The following is an 18,800-nucleotide window of genomic DNA, read 5'->3' on the forward strand; positions in this document are numbered from 1 at the left end:
TATGACGACAGCGTATGAGAAAATTAATGAATTAATGGATCGAAAGAGAGTCATTGAACTAGGCGGTGGAGATGAGCGAATAGATTCACAGCATAATAGAGGGAAATTAACTGCTAGAGAACGTATTAATCTTTTATTAGATGAAGATACTTTTGTCGAATTAAATCCTTTTATTAAACATCGTGCTACGAATTTTGGAATGGATAAAATGGATAGTCCGGGTGAAGGTGTTGTCACAGGTTACGGTAAAGTACATGGACGTTTAATATATGTTTTTGCACAAGATTTTACAGTATTTGGTGGAGCATTAGGTGAAATGCATGCTCTAAAAATTGCGAAAGCTATGGACTTAGCTGCAAAAGTAGGTGCTCCGATTATAGGTTTAAACGATTCTGGTGGTGCAAGAATACAAGAAGGAGTAGTTTCTTTAGACGGTTACGGTCATGTATTTTATCGTAATTCGATTTATTCTGGCGTTATTCCGCAAATATCTGTCATAATGGGTCCATGTGCAGGTGGAGCGGTCTATTCACCAGCAATTACTGATTTTGTTTTTATGGTTGAAAAGACAAGCCAAATGTTTATTACAGGTCCGAAAGTAATTGAAACAATTACTGGAGAAAAAATTTCGACGGAAAATCTTGGTGGGGCAAAAGTTCATTCTTCGATTAGCGGAGTAGCACATTTCACCGAAGAATCAGAACCAGAAATATTAGAACAAGTACGCAGATTAATCAGCTTTTTACCTCAAAATAATAATGAAAAACCAGAAGGAGTTCCATTCTTCGAAAAAGATGATTGGAGAGAAGATCTAATTGACTTAGTTCCGATCGAATCTACGAAAGTTTACGATGTAAGAAAAGTAATTGAGCAAATTCTTGATAATGGAGACTTCATGGAAGTACAACCAAACTTTGCAAAGAACATCGTTATCGGATTTGGTCGAATTGATGGACATAGTGTTGGAATCATAGCAAATCAGCCAAAAGTAATGGCAGGTGGTCTTGACATTAATTCTTCAGATAAACTTTCAAGATTTATCCGTTTCTGTGATTCATTTAATATTCCTTTAATTACATTTGAAGATGTAACAGGTTTCTTCCCAGGTGTAAACCAGGAGCATGGTGGAATTATTCGTCATGGAGCTAAAATTTTATATGCATATTCAGAAGCTACAGTTCCAAAAATTACGGTAATCTTAAGAAAAGCATATGGTGGGGCATACGTAGCAATGAATTCTAAAGCTATTGGTGCAGATGTAGTATACGCTTGGCCAAATGCAGAAATCGCCGTAATGGGACCAGAAGGGGCAGCGAATATTATCTTTGCAAAAGAAATTAATCAAAGTATCGATCCAATTGCAACTCGTGCTGAAAAAATTTCAGAATATAGAGAAATGTTTGCAAATCCATATGTAGCAGCTTCTCACGGCATGGTCGATGATGTTATTGATCCAAGAGAAACACGTAAAGTCTTAAAACAATCATTAGATATGTTAAGAACTAAAAGTGAAACACGACCTAAGAAGAAACATGGAAATATACCACTTTAAAAATTAGGGAATTGTAATGGAAATCAACGTCACTAAACTTCCTCTACTGTGAATATTTTAGTCGACAAGTCCATATTACGACAGAATGACTAGATATACTGAAAGATTAGTATATCTAGTTTTTTTGTGAGAAAATGTTAAAAATTACATTTTAATAAATCAACCAATATATTGACAAACATAAATATTTATGTTATAATATAATATTTTTATGTTGACTGGATGGGCTATAATCGGTACGATAGTACTTGGAAATGATTACACAATATAGTCCGGGAGTGATTTTATGCTTGGTAGAAGTAAGATCCAAATGTTAAGCATTACGATGAATTCAAATGGTATGACTAATACAATTCATCCAACATTAATTTGGGATGACGAAGATGTCGTATTAATTGATACAGGTTATCCAGGACAATTAAACGAATTTCAAAACTGCTTTGAAACTGTTGAAGTATCTTTTGAAAAACTTAATAAAATACTGATTACTCATCAAGATATTGATCATATTGGAAGTCTTTCTGCGATCGTAGAAGAGTCTACTAACCAAATTGAAGTCTATGCGAGTGAGATAGAAAAACCTTATATTCAAGGTGAAAAGTTACTAATTAAAATTACCCCAGAAAAAATTGAGAAAGCTGTAGCTTCATTGCCAGCCGATACAACAGATGAATTTCGAAAAGCATTTAAAAACAGATTAGAAAATCCACCGAAAGGTAAAGTTAACCATATTGTTACACCAGGAAATGATTTGGCAATTTGTGGTGGTATTATTGTAATTGACACTGCTGGACATACACCAGGACATATAAGTTTTTATCATAAAGAGTCGAAAACATTAGTTGCAGGAGATGCGCTAATGATTGAAAATGGTCAATTAAATCCTTCAAACCCACAATACACTTATAATATTGAACAATCGATAAAATCACTTGAGTCTTTATTGTCATTTGATATTGAAAAAGTGATTTGTTATCATGGTGGCTTATTTGAAGGGAATGTAAAAGAAAGATTAATTGAAATCATTCAATAAAAATATTAAAAAATCGTTTATGGAGGCAAAAATATGAGCAACAAGAACTATCAAGAATTAATAAAAGATCGTGTCTTTTTCGGTGGGGCAGATGACGTTAAAGACATGATGAAAAACGAAAATGCAGATATTGTTTTTGATCTGAGAGTAAAAAATTATGAGGTTGACCCTCAAATTAACCGTGTACATAGTCCGATTGTTGATGATAAAGAAGAACAAGCAGAAACACTTAAAAGAGCGATTGATCATGTGGTAGAAGCTTATCAAAATGATCAAAAAGTGTATTTCCATTGTGGTGGTGGTAATACACGTGCAGGTACAGTGGCAATAGGAGCATTAATTGCACTAAACAAAGCAGAAACAATTGAAAAAGCTGAAGAAATGGCTAGATCAATACGTCCAACAATTAAATCGAATCCTGATATGAAGGAATCCTTAAAAAAGATTTTTCCTAATGCTTAAATAAAAATAAAAAACGCTAATTATACAAATTTGTTTTGTATCATTTAGCGTTTTTTATTAAGAAATACCATTTAAATGATCTTTTACACACTTTATGAATTCATTTTTTTCACTTGTATTTTCTTTGGTATTTGGAGATATTACCCAAAAGTCCTGATAAATATAATCTGTTTCTTTAACTGGGATTATTTTTAATTCGCCGCTTAATACTTCTGGAAAATATTTTAAAGTAGTATTATGCACAAATGTAAATACGCGTCCCTCTTTAATAATTTCAATAAGTGTCATTGTACGATTTGATTTAAGAACGATCTCATTTTTAAATTTTTTAGCTAATTGTAGAAAATTTTTATTAGAAACATTATACATTATAACTTTTTGATAGAGTAATTCTTCAGATGTGACATAATCTAATTCATATAAAGGAGAATTTTTACCTACTAAAATGCAAACATTTCCTTTACTTAAAAATTCAAAATTAATATTATTTTCCTTTTCTAATTCCGCTTTTGAAGATACAACTAACGCTAAGTCATAGTCTTCTTTTGCTAAATTGTTAATGATCTGAGGTGTACCTTGTTCAATTAATTCAATCGTTGCTCCATTGTTATTACCAGAGTATTTTTTTAAAACATCGTGAATTGTATAAGTAAAAGTAGGTGCACATGCAATTTTCATATGTTTTACTCTAGTTTCCTTAAAATCCGAAAGCTGTTCTTTTAATTCTTTTAAATTATTTAAAATTTCAATCGACCTAGATAATACTAACTCTCCCTCAAAAGTTAAAGTAATTCCTCCTCTAGAACGATTAAATATATTTATTTCTAACTCTCTTTCAAGTTGACTAATGGCTTGACTAACCCCAGAAGGAGATATATGCAATTTTTTCGCTGCCTTTGAAATCGACTTCTCATTCGCGATACTTACAACATATTCTAGTTGTTCAAAGTTCATATTAACCTCCTAATATAAAAACATCCTATCAATAGTTTAATATATTTAAATGCATTACATTGTTAAGTATTACTTAACAATAGCTTAACATATATGAAATATAATTTCTTTCGTAAACGATGTAAAATACTACTTAATTCCATATAATTTTATAGGAATAATTAGGATTAGGCAATGAAATATCAGTAATTGAATCTAGTTACTGTTGAAAGTTGGGAATAAAATGTTTAATAACAATGAGTTTAATCACCACGAAAATAAAACATTTATTTTTGTAGAAAATACTCTTTTTGTATCAGGAATATGTACAATTTTAGTACATCATAATCTGGATGCTAGAAAAATAGATTTCCATGAAATTAATACAAGCGATTTAAATGAAACATTTTTTATTTGTCATGTGAAAAATGAAGAGATGGGAATAAAATCTCAGCTTTTAAAGTTACGTAATCAGAACATTAAAATAGTAATCATAAAAAATGACATAGATTATAAAGAAATAGAGAGTTTGATGAAACTTGGAGTAAATGGAATTTGCTTAACTGACATTGATGAGGAATATTTATTATATATTGTAAGACAAGTTCAAAATGGCCAATTCTTCTTAGATTCAAGATTGACAAATTTAATCATTCAAGAAAACACACGTCTTCTTGAGAATGGAATGAAAAAGAAAGAACTTGATTATGAAGCTATGATTAATCTTTTGACGAAAAGAGAAATTGAAATTTTACAACTTCTAGCTCAAGGATATTCCAATATTCAAATAGGATCTGAATTATTTATTTCGAGTAAAACTGTTAAAAATCATGTTTCAAATATAATCCAAAAATTACAGGTATCTGACAGATTAAATGCTGTGATTTTTGCATTAAAAAATAATTGGATTTCGCTTGATTAAGTAAAAAATGATACTAATCTTTTACAAAAAAGGATTAGTGTCAGAGTGTTGAAATATAAAACGGGCAATAGGGAAAACGAACATTAAGTGAATATTATTAATGATTAATTTATCATTTTTGGATGATCTTTCAATGGTTTTAAATGTTAATAAGTTTGAGCAATTTTATAATTCTAACAAACACTAGTAATGTTTTTTTCAGAAGTTAAAAATATCATGAGCTAATTTTAGAAAAACAAGTTCAATAGATTAGTTTATAAATTAGTGTTCGATATTAATTGACCTACAAACTGATTAATAAAGAACTGTTATTTTTCTCTTAGTAAAGGCTATTTGATTAGGTATTTAATATATTATTTTTTTGATGAATAAGTTGATTGGAACGGAAGGATGCTCGACTCCTATGGGAAATGCGGGAAGGCTGAGACCTTAGCAGGCGGCGCCGAGGAGGCTCAGGTCTCGCCCCATGGAAAGCGAGCATCCTGTAGTGGAAATCAACCTCACTAAACTCCTTTTACGAAAATTTGGTAATTAATTGACAAGATTGTTTTTCAACAGCGTGACACTAATCTTTTACATAAAAGGATTAGTATTTTTTTAGGTTTAAAAGCGCTTTCATAATTTAAGAAATAATTCCTTTTCGAATTAATTCACCAACAGCATGAGAGCGATTGTTAGCACCAAGTTTTTTTATTGCGGATTTCACATATTGTTTTACTGTAAATTCACTAATATTCATGGAATCTGCCATTTCTTTTGTGCTTTCGCCCCAAGCAATTCGTTTCATTACCTCTAATTCTCTATTACTTAAATTTATCGAATGGTATGACCCAGTTGTATTTTCTAAAAATTTACCAATTAACTTACCATAGTATGTAAATGAAGAGAGTAGTTTATCATCCATTTTCAGTGCATCTTTAAATTCGGATGAACAAATATAACCAACAACTACTGATCCAAAACAGATTGGTACAGCAATCATAGAGTTGACACTAGAAGGGAAGATATACTTACTACTCGTTTGTTTTAAATATTCAATCCCTGAACAAAACTTTGCTTTTCTCTCACAAATTGCTGAAAAGATGATCGGGAGCGAACGAATATCATCTCTTATCTCACGTATATGTGATAATCCATCATTCGTAATCAAAATAATGCCTTCACCTAAAAATCCAAAAGGAGAATATCTAAATAAATAAGCATTTCGAACAGGAAAAAGATTTATATAGATATCAAGAACATTGTACATATGTTCTTCATGACTTGTACTAACTTCAAGTTTTCGAATATGTTCTTGAATGGTATAGTCAGAAACCACGTTATCATCTCCTTTTTAGGGATATTATATATTCAAAATTAGGAATATTCTAATTATACTAAAAATTATATTCTTTAGATAGGCTTTTTGAGATATAGGTTCACGAAAGTAAATTAAAATTCACTCTGAAAGGAAGAGGTATATTGGCTAATTTAGATCCAAAAGCAAAAGCGTATGTGGAGATGTTTAATCAAATGCCAGCGATTCACAAAATGGAACCGGAGGCTGTAAGAGAAATGTTTGCTAATGCTCCACCGGTTGAATTAGAACTTGCTCCATTAGCGAATGTTGAAGATAAACTAATTGAAGTCGGACAAGATGAATCAATTAAAATCAGAATTTACACTCCTGAAGGTGAAGGTCCTTTACCAGTATTTGTATATTACCATGGTGGCGGTTGGGTAATAGGGGACTTAGAAACCTCAGATGCCAGTTGTAGGATGCTTGCTAACCGTACGAAAAGAATCGTTGTTTCAGTAGATTATCGACTTGCTCCAGAATACAAGTTTCCAATCCCATTTGAAGACTCGCTTGCTGCATTAAATTGGGTAAGTGAACATGCTAAAGACTGTAATGGAAACGCTTCCAATATAGTCGTTGGCGGTGATAGTGCAGGAGGGAATCTTGCTGCGGTAGTTTCTCAAGCTGCCAAAGATCAAAACGGACCAAAAGTTGTAGCACAAGTGCTAGTTTATCCAGTTACCGCTTTAACATATGATTCAAAATCATATTTAGATTTCCAAGAAGGCTATGGACTTGATCGAGATTTAATGATTTGGTTTGGAAATCATTATATAAATTCCAAAGAAGATGCTAGAAATAAATATGTTTCACCACTTTTAGCTGAAGATTTATCTAACTTACCTCCTGCTCTAATTATTACTGCGGAAAATGATGTACTTCGAGATGAGGGAAATGAATATGGTAAACGTTTAAGAGATGCAGGAGTAAATGTAGAGATGCATTGTGAACAAGGTCTAGTTCATGGATACTTTACAAATATGGCAGTGTTTCATGAGCGAATTGAAGAGTCAATCAATCGAATTGATGAGTTTTTAAATAAAGTGGATCAAACAGTTTTAAATAAAAGGTAAATTATAGACTTTAAAAAAATAAAAATAAATTTATTTATAGAAGGAGGATATGAAATGAAAACTAACATTCAACACTATGATGCAGTTGTAATTGGTGCTGGTTTTTCGGGGCTGTATATGCTTCATCGCTTACGAGAGGATGGACTCTCGGTTCGTGTATATGAAGCAGGTGAAGGTGTAGGAGGAACTTGGTTTTGGAATCGTTATCCAGGAGCAAGATGTGATTCAGAAAGTGTTTACTATAATTATACATTTTCAGAAGAGTTATATAATGAATGGACTTGGACGTCTAGGTATCCTGAGCAACCTGAAATTTTAAGATATTTAAATTTTGTGGCAGATAAATTTGATTTACGTTCAGATATTCAATTTAATACAAGGGTTCAATCTGCCCATTACGATGAGAAAAATAATATATGGAAGATTCATTTAGATGATCATACGATTGTAACGGCTAAATATTTTATAACTGGAGTCGGTTGTTTATCAGCGGCAAATGTACCTAACTTCAAAGGAATCGAATCCTTCAAAGGTGAATGGTATCATACAGGTCACTGGCCACGAAATAAAGAAGTTGATTTTAAAGGTAAACGTGTTGGAATTATTGGAACCGGATCTAGCGGTGTACAAGCGATTCCGGTTATTGCACAGCATGCTGGTCATCTGACAGTATTCCAGCGTACACCACAATACAGTGCACCAGCAAGAAATCACCCTTATGATCCGGAATATATACGAAAAACTAAAGCAAACTTTAAAGATATAAAAAAACAAATGAGAGAATCTATCGCTGGTCAACCGACTGTACCACCTACACACTCTGCGTTAGAGGTTAATCCACAAGAAAGAAATCAAATATATGAAAATATTTGGAAAAATGGTGGACTGGGACTTTTTGGATCCTTCAATGATATTTCAATAGATGAAAGAGCAAATGGGACAGTTGCTGAATTTATAAGATCAAAAATTAGTGAAATTGTACATGATTCAGAAGTTGCCAAAAAGTTAATGCCATACTATTACTTTGGTACAAAACGTCCAATTATTGATACAAATTATTACGAAACATACAATCGTGAAAACGTATCTTTAGTTGATGTCAAGAACGATTCAATTGAATCAATTACACCTAATGGGTTGAAAACTAAAAACAATGAATATGAATTAGATGTGATTGTATTTGCTACTGGGTATGATGGAATGACTGGACCATTGATGAAGATTGATATTAAAGGAAAAGATGGAGTTAGTTTGAAAGAAAAATGGGACGGAGGTGCACAAACAAGAACATATCTTGGAATTGCTAATGCTGGCTTCCCTAATATGTTTATGATTACTGGGCCTGAAAGTCCTTCAGTACTTAGCAACATGCCAGTTTCAATCGAGCAACATGTAGAATGGATTGCAGATTGTATTCAGTTCTTACGTACGAATGAAATTGATGTGATTGAAGCTAATGTTGATGCAGAGAATGAATGGAGCCGACATTGTAGAGAAGTTGCAGAGGCAACACTATTTACAAAAACAGATTCATGGTACACCGGGGCAAATATTAAAGGAAAACCACGAGGATTTCAAATTTACCTTGGAGGTGTAGGGGTATATCGTAAAAAATGCGATGAAATAGCTACAAATGGATATAAAGGTTTTGTTTTAACTTCAACCGCAGTTCATTAATTAGATTACAACTCTAAAAAACACTTCTTTATATGGAGAAGTGTTTTTCAACGTGTTGAAATATAACATAGTCAATATTGAAAAATAATAAATTACTACTCATAAAATTTTCGTGAGTCCTAAGGTGTTCATGAGTAAGTAAAAAAGCAAAAAGATGAAAATAACCTACTCATAAATAGTTGGAGTAGAAATATAATACAGCACTCCAATTATTAAAATTCATTTAATGTAAGTTGAATTAATCCACAATTTCAGACTCAAAATAGTATAATGATATGTATTTAAATTTCATCAATAGTATAAATATTCAAATTGCTATTTGTTAGAGTTAAAAAGGGGAGAGTTTGAATTTGTCTGCATCAAAAAAATCTATCTTTAAAGGGACTTCATTTACGAATTTTTGGGTCTCACGAATGTTTACTTCTACTTCATTTCAGATGCTATCGGTAGCAATTGGATGGCAAATGTATGATTTGACACATGACGCGTTTAGTCTAGGTCTAGTAGGTTTGGCACAATTTATTCCAATGGTCTTACTTACTTTAGTAGTTGGTCAAGTTGCTGACAGAGTTGATCGTCGGAAAATTGTTTTCATATGCCAAATGATAGAAGCTTTAATTGCAGGACTTCTTTTATATGGTAATTTTGCTAATTGGCTTAGCAGAGAGGAAATATTAATTGCTGCATTTATACTCGGTGCATGCCGATCATTTGAAGGACCTGCTTCTTCGGCATTATTACCTCAAGTTGTGCCAAAATCTATTTTACAACAAGCTATTTCTTGGAGTACATCTGCGGGTCAAACAGCACAAATACTAGGACCATCTCTTGGTGGTGTATTATTTTCAGTAGGACCAGCATACGTTTATGCAACGTCAGCAATTGCTTTATTACTTTCATCAATCCTAACATTTTTTATTAAATTAGATAGTCAATTTATCCCTAAATCAGAGCCAGTAACTTTACGAACAATGCTGATGGGGTTAGAATTTGTTTATAAGCACCCAATCATTTTAGGAACTATTTCACTTGATTTATTTGCCGTTTTACTCGGAGGAGCTACAGCACTTTTACCAATTTATGCGCAAGATATTTTACACACTGGAGCTTGGGGCTTAGGTCTGATGCGTACTGCACCAGCTGTTGGAGCATTAATAATGTCTCTAATATTAGCTTATTTTCCACTTAAAAGATCATATGGTCCGATATTATTTGAAGCGTTAGGTATTTTTGGATTGGCAACAATGCTATTTGCAATTTCAACAAACTTAGTCATCTCATTAATTGCATTATTTATTATTGGAGCTTCAGATGTGGTCAGCGTAGTAATACGTTCTTCTCTTGTTCAGCTACAGACACCGGATGATATGAGAGGCCGAGTAAATGCAGTAAATTCGCTATTTATTGGAACTTCAAATCAGCTCGGGGAATTTGAATCTGGAACGATGGCTGGATTAATTGGGGCCATACCAGCTGCATTTGTAGGAGGGCTTGGAACGATATTAGTTGCTGGACTTTGGATGTATTTATTCCCTTCACTTAGAAGAATTAATTCACTTTCTGGAGACAAAACAGAAAAAGCAGGATAATTTGTTAAAGGAGAATTTATGGAAAATACTAAAAAAACATTTGAATCGATTGATGAATATATTTCACAATTTCAGCCTGATGTTCAGGAAAAATTACAAGCTTTAAGAAAGATTGTTAAAGAAGTTGTACCAAATGCTGTAGAGAGAATTAGTTATCAAATGCCTACTTTTGCGCTAAATAAAAATTTAGTACATTTTGCTGCATTTAAAAATCATATTGGATTTTACCCAGGAGCTAGTGGGATTGCGGCATTTAAACAAGAATTATCAGTTTATAAAGGTGCTAAAGGATCTGTACAATTTCCGATAAACGATCCACTTCCATTTGATTTGATAAAAAAGATTGTAAAGTATAGAGAACTTGAGGATATTAAAAAAGCTGAAGAAAAATTAAAAAAGAAAAAATAAGTTCATAACCTCTGAGGCTAATTTTAGCTTTGGAGGTTTTTTAGTAAAAAGGACTGATCATTTTGTTCAAAATTTTGTCAAATATTTTTCAGTATTATATTCCTTTATCCATTATACTAAACTTGTATCTAGTTAGGAAAAACAAGTAATGAATGATGAAGTTGATTTTTTTTAGTAAAATTTGTGAAAAAATTCACAAATTATATTTGGGGGACATAAGAGATGAAAAGAAAATTATTGATGATAGGTAATGGAATGGCAGGAGTACGTTGCATAGAAGAAATTCTAAAAAGAAATAAAAGTTTATTTGAGATCACAATAATTGGAGATGAACCTTATCCGAACTATAACAGGATCATGTTATCAAATGTATTACAAGGAAAAACAACCTTCGATGAAATCAATATTAATGATTGGAATTGGTATATAGAGAATCAAATTACATTACTTACCAACGAAAAAGTTACAAAAATATCTCCTACAGAAAAAATAGTTGAAACAGAAAAAGGAAAAACGATTTCATATGATGAGCTTATTTTAGCTACTGGATCTAGTGCCTTTATACTCCCTATACAAGGAAATGATCTACAAGGAGTAATCGGTTTTCGAACAATTCAAGATACTGAATTAATGATAGATTATGCAAAAAAATATAAAAAGGCTGTAGTAATTGGGGGAGGCCTATTAGGTTTAGAGGCAGCAAGAGGCTTAATTGATCGAGGAATGGAAGTACATGTTGTTCATCTACTGCCTACCTTAATGGAACAACAATTAGATGCAACTGCTGCGAAAATGCTAAAAAAAGATTTAGAAGCTCAAGGCATGAATTTCTTAATGGAGAAACAAACGATTTCAATAAATGGAACGAATCGTGTAGAAGGGATTAGTTTTTCTGATGGAACTTCATTAGATTGTGATTTAGTCGTAATGGCAGTAGGAATTAGACCTAATATTTCATTAGCAAAAGAAGCAGGAATCGATGCAAACCGTGCAATAGTTGTTAACGATTTTATGCAAACATCAGAACCATCAATTTATGCAGTAGGTGAATGTGCTGAACATAACGGAACTACTTATGGTCTAGTAGCACCGCTGTACGAACAAGGGATTGTGCTTGCTGATCATATGACCGGTAATTCAACGAACGGATATAAAGGAAGCATTTTATCAACTCAGTTAAAAGTATCCGGTTGTGATTTATTTTCTGGTGGATTAATTCATGAAGAAGAAGATATGCAAGCGATCATTGTAAATGATCAATTTGCTGGATTATACAAAAAAGTAATCGTGAAAGATGAAAAAGTTGTTGGAGTAGTTTTATATGGTGATGCATCTGATGGAAATCGATTATTCAACATGTTGAAAAATGAAACAAATATAAAAGAATATACAAGTGCATCTATTCTCCATAAATCAGGTGAGGATACTGGTGAAGATTTTGTTCTTACAATGAGTGCAAATGATACAGTTTGTGGATGTAATGGCGTCACGAAAGGCACAATCGTTCAATCAATTTTAGAACAAGAGCTTACTACGTTCGAAGATGTGAAAAATTGCACAAAGGCTGGCGCATCATGTGGAAAATGTAAAGGAATGGTTGAAAGTATTTTAGCAGCTACATTAGGTGATACATTTGATCCTAATGCTGCAAAGCCTGGTATGTGTGGATGTACAACATTATCTCGTGATGAAGTAATACATGAAATCGAAGAAAAAGGATTACAAACTCCTAGAGAGGTTCGTATTGTATTAGGTTTTGAAAATGAAGAAGGATGTTCAAAATGTCGTCCAGCCCTAAATTATTATTTAAGAATGATGTATCCAAATGATTATCAGGATGATAAATCATCACGCTTCGTTAATGAAAGAATGGAAGGAAATATTCAAAAAGATGGGTCATTCTCAATCGTACCGCGAATGTATGGGGGAGTAACGACTGGTGATGAATTAATTAAACTTGGTGAAGTAGCAAATAAATTCAACGTACCTTTAGTAAAAGTTACCGGTGCAAGCCGTGTTGGTTTATATGGTGTTAAAAAAGAAGACGTACCAAAAGTATGGCAAGAATTAGGGATGCGTTCAGGTTATGCTTATTCAAAATCGCTTAGAAATGTTAAGTCGTGCGTCGGTAATCGATTTTGTCGATTTGGAACACAAGATTCACTTGGTTTAGGAATCCAATTAGAAAAAGCAATTGAAATGGTTGACACTCCACACAAGATGAAAATGGGTGTTACAGGATGTCCTCGAAATTGCGCAGAAGTGCTTACTAAGGACTTTGGAGTAATCTGCGTGGAAAATGGTTTCCAGTTATATATTGGTGGTAATGGTGGAACAGAAGTTCGAGAATGCGATTTATTAACGACTGTAACAACAGAAGAAGAAGTAGTTCACATGGCAAAAGCTTATGTTCAATTCTATCGTGAAACGGGTATTTACGGGGAACGAACTGCTCCATGGGTAGTGCGAACTGGAGTGGAACTGATTAAAGAAGTATTGTTAAACAAGGAACAAGAAAATGCTTTAGTAGAGAAATTTGATCTTGCAAAATCAACATACGAAGAAGCATGGGGACAAGCACTTAACAATCAATTAGAACTATATGAGGTTATTAGAAAGTAATTTCAAAATTGAGAGGAGCAATCAAAATGACCAAAACAACGGAGAAAATTAAGATAATTGATCTAGCTTCTTTACCAATTCAAATTGGAAAGGAAGTCGTTATAAAAGGGGAATCAATCGCATTATTCCGTTTATCAAATGAAGATGTTCGTGCAATCGAAAGCAAGTGTCCTGGGACAAATGGTCCACTTGCTGAAGGGATTGTTTCAGGAGAATATGTATTCTGTCCTCTACGAGATTGGAAAATTTCTTTAATAACTGGCGAAGTTCAAAAGCCAGATAATGGCATAGTAAAAACATATAAAACCAATGTAATCGACGGTTCTGTTTATATTACGGTGTAACGTATGACAAAAAAATCTGGATTTATTTCATTTGTAGGTGCAGGACCTGGGGATTTAGGATTAATAACAGAAAAAGGAATGAAATGTATACGAGAAGCTGAAGTTATTTTATATGACCGACTTGCTAATCCTAGGCTACTTCGTGAAGCTAATGAAAATTGTGAGTTCATTTACTGTGGGAAGCTCCCCGACAGACATATTATGCGTCAAGAAATGATTAATCAAACTTTAGTAACAATCGCCCAAGATGGAAAATATGTCGTTAGATTAAAAGGCGGAGATCCATCCGTTTTTGGTCGAGTAGGTGAAGAAGCAGAGGAAGCTTCAAAGCATGATATACCTTTTGAAATTATTCCGGGAATTACATCTAGCATTGCTGCAGCAGCATATGCTGGAATCCCAGTTACACATAGAGAATATAGTACAAGTTTTACCTTAAGAACAGGCCATAAATGTATGGAAAATGAAGATCTTATTGAATCGAATTGTTCTGATCAGTTAGGGGATACGCTTGCTTATTATATGGGGGTAAGTAATCTACCTAAAATATGTACGCACCTAATAAAGAATGGTAAATCTAAGGATACTCCAGTAGCTGTTATTCAATGGGGAACAATTGGAAAACAAAAAGTCGTAGAGGGAACGATTGAAACAATTGTATCAGTTATTGAGAAAGAAGAAATAACAAATCCTGCTATGACAATTATTGGAGATGTTGTCAAATTACGCTCAAAGATTTCTTGGTTTGAAAAGAAAAATTATTTTGGTCGGAAAATTTTATTAGCTAAAGGAACAGCATCAGTCGAAAAGAACGGATTAGAAACTTATTTATCAGAAAACGGTGCTGAGGTTTATGCTTTTCCTACTCTTAAATCAGTGCAACTTCCAATTCAGCATGATCAATTAGTTGATGCCCTAGGCCATGAAAAAATCGTTTTTTGTTCACCAGAAAGTGTGCAATTATTTTTTACAAATATGTATAAATCTAAATTCGATGTTCGTAGTCTTCCTAATCAAATTGAGTATATTTCATCAAAAACATGCAAGGAACTTGAAAAGTATGGAATTTTAGCTGAGAAAGTTAGTGGTGATGAAAATAAAACTGTTTTTGTGGGATCGGTAGACAAAGATATACCTTTACCAACTAACTCACAATTTCTGGCTACACATGAAAATATTGCAGATTCTCGATTTGATGTAATCAATCAAAGAATGCTTGAAGAAACAAAATGGGAATCAATTATTTTTCCAAATCGTTCATCTGTTGATTGGTTTATAAAAGAATTAAAGAATACTAAGGAAAGTGATTTAATGAATTTACCATTTGCATATATTGGTGAATCAGTTAGGGAATATGCATTTAAATGTGGGTTTACTAAAGTTGATGAAGAATTACAAAAGGAATTAATGCTAGGTGAATGGAAGTGAAAAAATGTTTGATGCTGTTGTATATATTGGACACGGAAGTCGTAGGCAAGAAGGTAATCAACAATTTATACACTTTATTCAATCTATATTTAAAGAGATTCCTATTCAAAAACAAGAATATGCGTTTTTAGAATTAGTGGATCCGACTATTCAACAAACTTTGGAAAAAATTATAGTAGAAGGTGCGAGAAATATTTTAGTTGTACCAGTATTATTATTTGCAGCTGGACATTATAAACGCGATATTCCGGATGAATTGAATATTGTTTTAAAACTATTTCCACATGTAAATATTAAGATAACTGAGCCATTTGGTGTTCATGAAAAAATGATTCAACTTGTATTCAAGCGTGCAAGGGCAGCATACGGAACTAGTAACTCAGTAATTTTATTAGTAGGACGTGGAAGCAGTGACCCCGAGCCGATTGAAATGCTAGAACAAATTGGAAATGCAGTAGAAGCTCAAATGAAAATTCCAGTTCGCACAGCTTTTTTAACAGTGGGTAAACCTAGGTTAGAATATATGATTAGTAAAATGAGTAAAGAATTTGAAAATATATATGTTATGCCATATTTATTATTTACAGGATTACTTCTTGAAAAAATAAAAAGACGAATTTCCGTAGAAAATGAAAAATTTTATCTATTTGAGAATTTACAATTTGATGAATTGATGAGTCAAGCACTTATAGAACGGATACATGAAAAGGTTAAAATCTAAATATAGGGTGAACAATATGAAAGAAATTATTAATTCAATAGGGAATGCAGCTATATCTAAGACAAACCAAATTAAATCAAGTAAATCTAGATATATGGTCCCTACAATGATGGCAGGATTTTTTGTAGGACTTGGTATCATTTTAATCTTTACGATTGGTGGATTACTCGCTCCAACAGGTTTTGCTGGTACGAAAATTATTATGGGTGTTTCCTTTGGAATTGCATTAAGTTTAGTCATTATGGCAGGAGCGGATTTATTTACTGGAAATAATATGATTATGTCTATAGGCATGTTAGAAAAAAAGGTTAACTGGGTTGATACTACGAAAGTATGGGGCTATAGCTATTTAGGAAATTTACTTAGCTCGGTACTTGTGGCTTTGTTATTTGCTTATTCAGGATTAGCAATTAATGGAGTGGCAGATTTTATAAATAATGCTGCAACAGCAAAAATGAATGCACCATTTATGGAATTATTAGTTCGTGGAATTCTCTGTAATATACTTGTCTGTCTAGCTCTTTGGTGTTCATTTAAAATGAAATCAGAAACAGGAAAATTAATCATGGTATTTTGGTGTCTGTTTGCATTTATTACCTCAGGATTTGAGCATAGTATTGCAAACATGACATTATTATCAATCTCATTACTTATTAAACATCCAGAAACAGTAACATTAGCTGGAATGATTTCGAATCTTGTACCCGTTACAATTGGAAATATTATTGGCGGTAGTTTATTTGTAGGAGCAGCTTACTGGGTTTCTAGTTCGGAAGCAATAAATAAAAAATATTCAAATGCTAAATATAATGAAAATAAAAAAGCATCTTAAGTTTCGTTTGAAAAAATAAAAAGTAAGGGAAACAACCTTAGACCAAAAATCGAAAAAGGTTGTTTCTTTTTACTATATAAATATACTCATGGTTGATTTTTTCTTTTTTTATTCTTCTTTTGTTGTTAAATCAACAAGAATAACAATACCTATGACACATACTAGAATTAACGAAAATGTAAATACGAACAAATTAATTCACTCCTACCAAGTTTTGAAACCTTCCGAGCCAGTCGGATGATGTTGATGCATCATATGTGATAAAGGAATTGTATAAGCAATTGCAATTAATACAATTGAAACACCAATCCAAAGCCACCAATTTTCCAATATACGAGGTGTGTTTTCGGTATTACTTTCGGCAACCGGAAATTCAACTATTTCTTCTTTCGAACTAGCAGTTGGTAAAGTAAATAACGATTGTAGGACAATAAAAATTAATAATAAAGCAGATAAAAACAAGATTGATCCACCAACAGCAACAGTTACATGATTTGTGAATATACCAGAAAACCATTTAGCTGCTGCAGGATGTCCCATATAATCAGTGTATGAAGTGCGTCTAGGTGCACCATAAATTCCCAAAATATGCATTGTAGTCGACATTAAAAACATTCCGATCGCCCATGTGAAAATCTGTATAAACGCTAATTTTTGGAATGCTTTTGTCAGTTTTTTTCCTGTTAAATAAGGAATAAGCCAAAAAGTTAAACCGAAAAATGTCATTGCAACAGGTGTACCAACTGTAATATGGAAGTGTCCAACAATCCAAAGTGTATTATGAACAATTTCATCTAATTGATAGCTTGCATTGATGATTCCACCTGCACCACCAGGAGCGAAAAACAACATTGCAATAAAAAGCGATGTAAAGCGAACATCCTTCCATGGCAATTTAAAAATCCACCCAAATAATCCTTTCGCACCTTTTTTTCTTCCTGAAATCTCAAACACAGCAAACATAGAGAAAGCCGTCATTAATGATGGTATGATTACCATAAAAGTTAATACAGTCTGTAAGAATTTCCAAAAGGTTGAGATACCAGGTTCTTGAAGTTGATGGTGAAAGCCGACTGGTATAGAGAACAAAAGAAATAAGATAAAAGCGAGTCGTGCAAGAGAGTCACTAAATACTTCTCCACCAACTATTTTTGGCATAATTGCATACCAGCCAATATAAGCAGGAAGTAGCCAAAAATAAACAAGTGGGTGACCGAAAAACCAAAAAAGCGATCGACTTAATTCAACGTTGATTGTATCTACCCATCCGAACGACCACGGAATGAATTGAAATAGAACTGTCGCAGCTACACCTAGACTAGCAATTACCCATAATACGATTGTTGCAACAGTCATAAAAGCGATTAGTGGACTTATTTTACCTTTATTATTCTTTTTCCAAGCAACATAATGTCCAACTAATGCAAATCCACTGATCCATGTGCCAACAACAAAAAGTGCTAATGCGACATAAAACCATGCACTAGCCTGCAATGGGGCATAAAAGGTATATAAAACAGAGGCTTGGCCAGATAAAATCATAATCACTGCAAGTATTGTTCCAATTGTCATTACAATAAAACCTAACCAAGTAAATGTCTGTACTTTCGAACCAAAATCACCTAATGTTTTACTCATACCTGTAATTAAGAAACCAAATATAAAATATGTAGTAAAGACAATTGCAAGTAGAATTCCATGAGCAGTTAGAATTTGATAGTAATCAAGCCATTTTGGTAGTTCAAGTGCGTTATTTCGTACAAATACTTGCATAAGCCCAGTTAATGTTCCTATTAAAAAAGCAGTATATGCCACTATAATATGTGTTAAAGCTAGTCTACGATCAGGTCGTCCAATCATTTCAT

General features: G+C 32.9%; 16 protein-coding genes. 13 read left to right on the forward strand and 3 right to left on the reverse strand.

Going from position 1 to position 18,800, the window contains the following annotated elements; genetic code table 11:
* Position 1: 1 nt before the first annotated feature.
* From EP747_RS15805 to EP747_RS15815, 3 genes are all read left to right on the forward strand, one after another.
* Positions 2-1,552, forward strand: a complete 1,551-nt coding sequence (locus EP747_RS15805; protein ID WP_129691164.1) for an acyl-CoA carboxylase subunit beta — start codon at positions 2-4, stop codon at positions 1,550-1,552.
* Positions 1,553-1,838: 286 nt separating this feature from the next.
* On the forward strand, positions 1,839-2,585 hold the full coding sequence (locus EP747_RS15810; RefSeq protein ID WP_129691082.1) for an MBL fold metallo-hydrolase: 747 nt from the start codon (positions 1,839-1,841) through the stop codon (positions 2,583-2,585).
* Between the two features lie 33 nt (positions 2,586-2,618).
* Positions 2,619-3,047, forward strand: a complete 429-nt coding sequence (locus tag EP747_RS15815; protein ID WP_129691083.1) for a protein-tyrosine phosphatase family protein — start codon at positions 2,619-2,621, stop codon at positions 3,045-3,047.
* A 57-nt stretch (positions 3,048-3,104) separates the two neighbouring features.
* Here the strand turns inward: EP747_RS15815 and EP747_RS15820 are convergent, their stop codons facing one another.
* Positions 3,105-4,001, reverse strand: a complete 897-nt coding sequence (locus EP747_RS15820; RefSeq protein ID WP_129691084.1) for a LysR family transcriptional regulator — start codon at positions 3,999-4,001, stop codon at positions 3,105-3,107.
* A 223-nt stretch (positions 4,002-4,224) separates the two neighbouring features.
* Here EP747_RS15820 and EP747_RS25230 point away from each other — a divergent pair, with 223 nt between their 5' ends.
* Positions 4,225-4,902, forward strand: coding sequence for a response regulator transcription factor (locus EP747_RS25230; protein ID WP_328590737.1), 678 nt, complete (start codon positions 4,225-4,227; stop codon positions 4,900-4,902).
* Between the two features lie 622 nt (positions 4,903-5,524).
* Here the strand turns inward: EP747_RS25230 and EP747_RS15830 are convergent.
* Positions 5,525-6,220 carry a response regulator transcription factor gene (locus tag EP747_RS15830; protein ID WP_129691085.1) on the reverse strand — a complete coding sequence of 232 codons (696 nt, stop codon included), beginning with the start codon at positions 6,218-6,220 and terminating at the stop codon, positions 5,525-5,527.
* Positions 6,221-6,363: 143 nt separating this feature from the next.
* Between EP747_RS15830 and EP747_RS15835 the strand changes: the two genes are divergently transcribed.
* The 9 genes from EP747_RS15835 to EP747_RS15875 all read left to right on the forward strand — a co-directional run bounded on the left by EP747_RS15835 (position 6,364) and on the right by EP747_RS15875 (position 16,935).
* Positions 6,364-7,314: an alpha/beta hydrolase gene (locus EP747_RS15835; RefSeq protein WP_235832900.1), complete on the forward strand. Its 951-nt coding sequence runs from the start codon at positions 6,364-6,366 to the stop codon at positions 7,312-7,314.
* Between the two features lie 54 nt (positions 7,315-7,368).
* Complete coding sequence (locus EP747_RS15840) at positions 7,369-8,991, forward strand: flavin-containing monooxygenase (RefSeq protein ID WP_129691086.1); 1,623 nt, start codon at positions 7,369-7,371, stop codon at positions 8,989-8,991.
* Between the two features lie 350 nt (positions 8,992-9,341).
* Positions 9,342-10,580 (forward strand): MFS transporter, encoded by a 1,239-nt coding sequence (locus EP747_RS15845; protein ID WP_205753836.1) that lies wholly within the window; start codon positions 9,342-9,344, stop codon positions 10,578-10,580.
* 18 nt (positions 10,581-10,598) lie between these two features.
* A complete protein-coding gene (locus tag EP747_RS15850) occupies positions 10,599-10,988 on the forward strand; it encodes an iron chaperone (RefSeq protein ID WP_129691088.1) in 390 nt (129 codons plus the stop codon).
* A gap of 222 nt (positions 10,989-11,210) precedes the next feature.
* Entirely contained in the window at positions 11,211-13,610 is a 2,400-nt protein-coding gene (gene nirB / locus EP747_RS15855; RefSeq protein ID WP_129691089.1) for a nitrite reductase large subunit NirB, read from the forward strand.
* A 26-nt stretch (positions 13,611-13,636) separates the two neighbouring features.
* Positions 13,637-13,954, forward strand: a complete 318-nt coding sequence (nirD, locus tag EP747_RS15860) for a nitrite reductase small subunit NirD (RefSeq protein WP_129691090.1) — start codon at positions 13,637-13,639, stop codon at positions 13,952-13,954.
* 3 nt (positions 13,955-13,957) lie between these two features.
* Complete coding sequence (gene cobA / locus EP747_RS15865; RefSeq protein ID WP_129691091.1) at positions 13,958-15,382, forward strand: uroporphyrinogen-III C-methyltransferase; 1,425 nt, start codon at positions 13,958-13,960, stop codon at positions 15,380-15,382.
* A gap of 4 nt (positions 15,383-15,386) precedes the next feature.
* Entirely contained in the window at positions 15,387-16,103 is a 717-nt protein-coding gene (locus EP747_RS15870; protein ID WP_129691092.1) for a sirohydrochlorin chelatase, read from the forward strand.
* 16 nt (positions 16,104-16,119) lie between these two features.
* Positions 16,120-16,935 (forward strand): formate/nitrite transporter family protein, encoded by an 816-nt coding sequence (locus EP747_RS15875; protein ID WP_129691093.1) that lies wholly within the window; start codon positions 16,120-16,122, stop codon positions 16,933-16,935.
* 204 nt (positions 16,936-17,139) lie between these two features.
* Here EP747_RS15875 and EP747_RS15880 read toward each other — a convergent pair whose 3' ends face one another.
* The gene (locus tag EP747_RS15880; protein WP_129691167.1) at positions 17,140-18,795 is read right to left on the reverse strand and encodes a b(o/a)3-type cytochrome-c oxidase subunit 1; all 1,656 of its coding nucleotides are present in this window, start codon (positions 18,793-18,795) and stop codon (positions 17,140-17,142) included.
* Positions 18,796-18,800: the final 5 nt, after the last annotated feature.

The sequence above is a fragment of the Gottfriedia acidiceleris genome (assembly GCF_004138285.1).
Lineage (GTDB): Bacteria > Bacillota > Bacilli > Bacillales > Bacillaceae_G > Gottfriedia > Gottfriedia acidiceleris_A.

Bases quoted from the DNA above. Each gene is read 5' to 3' on its own strand.
- EP747_RS15810 (WP_129691082.1), top strand. From the start codon at position 1,839: ATGCTTGGTAGAAGTAAGATCCAAATGTTAAGCATTACGATGAATTCA.
- cobA (WP_129691091.1), top strand. From the start codon at position 13,958: ATGACAAAAAAATCTGGATTTATTTCATTTGTAGGTGCAGGACCTGGG.
- nirD (WP_129691090.1), top strand. From the start codon at position 13,637: ATGACCAAAACAACGGAGAAAATTAAGATAATTGATCTAGCTTCTTTA.
- EP747_RS15820 (WP_129691084.1), bottom strand. From the start codon at position 4,001: ATGAACTTTGAACAACTAGAATATGTTGTAAGTATCGCGAATGAGAAG.
- EP747_RS25230 (WP_328590737.1), top strand. From the start codon at position 4,225: ATGTTTAATAACAATGAGTTTAATCACCACGAAAATAAAACATTTATT.
- nirB (WP_129691089.1), top strand. From the start codon at position 11,211: ATGAAAAGAAAATTATTGATGATAGGTAATGGAATGGCAGGAGTACGT.
- EP747_RS15880 (WP_129691167.1), bottom strand. From the start codon at position 18,795: ATGATTGGACGACCTGATCGTAGACTAGCTTTAACACATATTATAGTG.
- EP747_RS15840 (WP_129691086.1), top strand. From the start codon at position 7,369: ATGAAAACTAACATTCAACACTATGATGCAGTTGTAATTGGTGCTGGT.
- EP747_RS15850 (WP_129691088.1), top strand. From the start codon at position 10,599: ATGGAAAATACTAAAAAAACATTTGAATCGATTGATGAATATATTTCA.
- EP747_RS15805 (WP_129691164.1), top strand. From the start codon at position 2: ATGACGACAGCGTATGAGAAAATTAATGAATTAATGGATCGAAAGAGA.
- EP747_RS15815 (WP_129691083.1), top strand. From the start codon at position 2,619: ATGAGCAACAAGAACTATCAAGAATTAATAAAAGATCGTGTCTTTTTC.
- EP747_RS15875 (WP_129691093.1), top strand. From the start codon at position 16,120: ATGAAAGAAATTATTAATTCAATAGGGAATGCAGCTATATCTAAGACA.
- EP747_RS15870 (WP_129691092.1), top strand. From the start codon at position 15,387: ATGTTTGATGCTGTTGTATATATTGGACACGGAAGTCGTAGGCAAGAA.